We start from the raw sequence: 2,153 nt of genomic DNA, 5'->3' as shown, positions 1-2,153 counted from the left end.
CGCCACACGGTGGTGCGCGTCCCCGCCGCGAGCAGGACGGCGTCGCGGCGACGGGCGGCGATGAGGTCGGCCAGGCAGCACGCGGCCAGCATGATGCCCGCAACGTAGCTCATGGCGGGCCAGTTGGGATAGATGCGGGTATGCAGGCTCCACAGGGTCATGCCGCCCCACAGGGGCCAGAACCCGGCGGCCAGCAGGATGTCGCGGCGCAGCCGGTCCGGATCGCGGTTGGGGCCGGTGGGCCCGGAAGGCGCACCAGGTGCGCCGGATACGGGAGCCATGCCGCCTTTCCCGGCGCCGTCCCTGCGGAACGGTACCTGTCCGGAGCAGGCGTTGCGCAGGGCGCGCCAGCCGCCCACCAGCATCATGCCCAGCCACCAGGGGGTGATGATGCCCGCCTGCGCGCCCAGATGTTCGGGCATCCGTTCCGGCGTCAGAAATGTTTTGGCGGCCTTGCCCGCCACCCCGGCCAGGGTGGCCACGTGGCGGAAGCTGACCCAGTCGTTGGCAATGTTCCAGGCCAGGATGGGCAGCATGCCCACGGCGGAACCGGCCAGCATCACCAGCAGCACCCGCGCGGCCACGCCGCGCGCCAGCAGGCCGTGGCGCGAAAGGCCCCACAGCCACAGCACGGCCACGCCAGCCATGGCCAGCATCATGTACTTGGCCAGCACGCCCAGGGCCATGCACGCGAACAGCAGCATGTAGGGTGTGCGACCACGCGGCTCGCGCGATATCCAGTGCAGGCAGAACAACGCGCCCGCCCAGCACGGCAGCAGGGGGCTGTCGGTGGTCATCAGCACGCCCGATGCCATGAACAGCGGGGTGGTATTGGCCACGAACAGGGTCAGCACGCCCAGCGCGGGGGCGCGAAGCAGCCGGGAAACTCCCAGGTACAACAGGAATTGGGCCAGCGCGGCATTGACCACCGCGCCCATGCGCACGCCTGTTTCCGTGTCGCCCAGCAGGGCCGTCCACCCGTGGATGAGCCAGGCGATGAGTGGCCCCTTGGAATAATAGGAAAGTTGCAGCCTGCGCGACCAGTCCCAGTACTGCGATTCGTCCTGCACCAGGTCCAGCTGGCCGGAGATCACGAACCACAGCCGCACCAGTGTGGTGACGGCAATGATCACGCCCGCGCACAGGGCGGGGTTGCGTTCCCAGATGGGGGCCGCAGGCATGACGGACGGCGCGGAAGCGGCACCGGCGCGCGGGGTGTGCGCGCCGTGGCTGCCGGTGTCGACGGCACTGGCGGAGGGGCGGAATTCGGGCCGGTGTATGGATGCGGACATGCGCGCGAAAATGACCTGTGGGAATAATGATGATGGAAGGCGGCAGGCGCGGTCGGTGCCGCATGCCGGGGGGCATGGCCGGTGCGAGCCGCGTTGGCGTGAACCGTTATGACGCAAATCGGTGCGGCACGGGTCGTTCCGGAGGATCGGTGCCGCAGGGAATGTAGCCTCTCGGAGTGGGGGTGTCCAGAAGGGCGGGATGCGTCGGTGCCAGCCGACTCCGGGGAAGGGCGGGGATCAAGTGCCGCCTGCGGCGCCGGGCAAGCGGACGGGCGGGGCGTATCCCTGCGGCGGCGGACAGTGCGTTGCGGGTGTCCGCCGCCGCAAGGGGGAGCGTTACTTGTACAGCCGCTTGAGCACCTTCAGTTTCAGGTCCGAGCCGGGAGCGAAGCGCAGGGGGATGTCGAAGAAGTTGGACCCCACGGCTGCCGCGCGGGGTGCCGAGAAGGTGGCAAGGCCCGCCGGGCCCGCCATGGCCCCGTGCCCGGTTTCGCCCACGCCCCCTTGCGGCAGGCGCGGGTTGGCGAGGTGGGTGGCCGCGTCGTTGATCAGCACGGCTCCGGCGCGGGTGGTTTCCATCAGCCGTTCGCCGCGTGCGTGGGCGGTGGTGAAGGCGTACAGCGCGGTGAGCGCGGGCAGTCCGGCCAGGAAGGCCGTGGCCTCGTCCAGCCGGGTGTAGGGGCGCACCACCAGCACGGGGCCGAAGCCTTGCTCGCGCAGCACCGGGCTGTCGTCGGGCACGTCGGTCAGCAGGGTGGGCGGCACGTACAGGGACGAGCGGTCGGGTGCATCTCCGGGGCCGAAGGGCAGGGCGCGCCCGGCGGCCAGCCGTTCGGCCTGGCGCACGAACCCGGCGGCGGA

At 70.8% G+C, this 2,153-nt stretch carries 2 protein-coding genes; both read right to left on the bottom strand.

Annotation, left to right across the window (positions count from 1 at the left end):
• Positions 1-1,292: ArnT family glycosyltransferase (locus tag FVW27_RS13980; RefSeq protein ID WP_167126185.1), on the bottom strand; the 1,292-nt coding region annotated here is incomplete at its 3' end.
• A gap of 336 nt (positions 1,293-1,628) precedes the next feature.
• Positions 1,629-2,153: aldehyde dehydrogenase family protein (locus FVW27_RS13975; RefSeq protein ID WP_167126182.1), on the bottom strand; the 525-nt coding region annotated here is incomplete at its 5' end.

This window comes from Nitratidesulfovibrio liaohensis (assembly GCF_011682075.1).
Lineage (GTDB): Bacteria > Desulfobacterota > Desulfovibrionia > Desulfovibrionales > Desulfovibrionaceae > Cupidesulfovibrio > Cupidesulfovibrio liaohensis.
The sequence above is the reverse complement of the archived record's forward strand: the minus strand, read 5'-3'. Positions and strand labels throughout refer to the sequence as shown.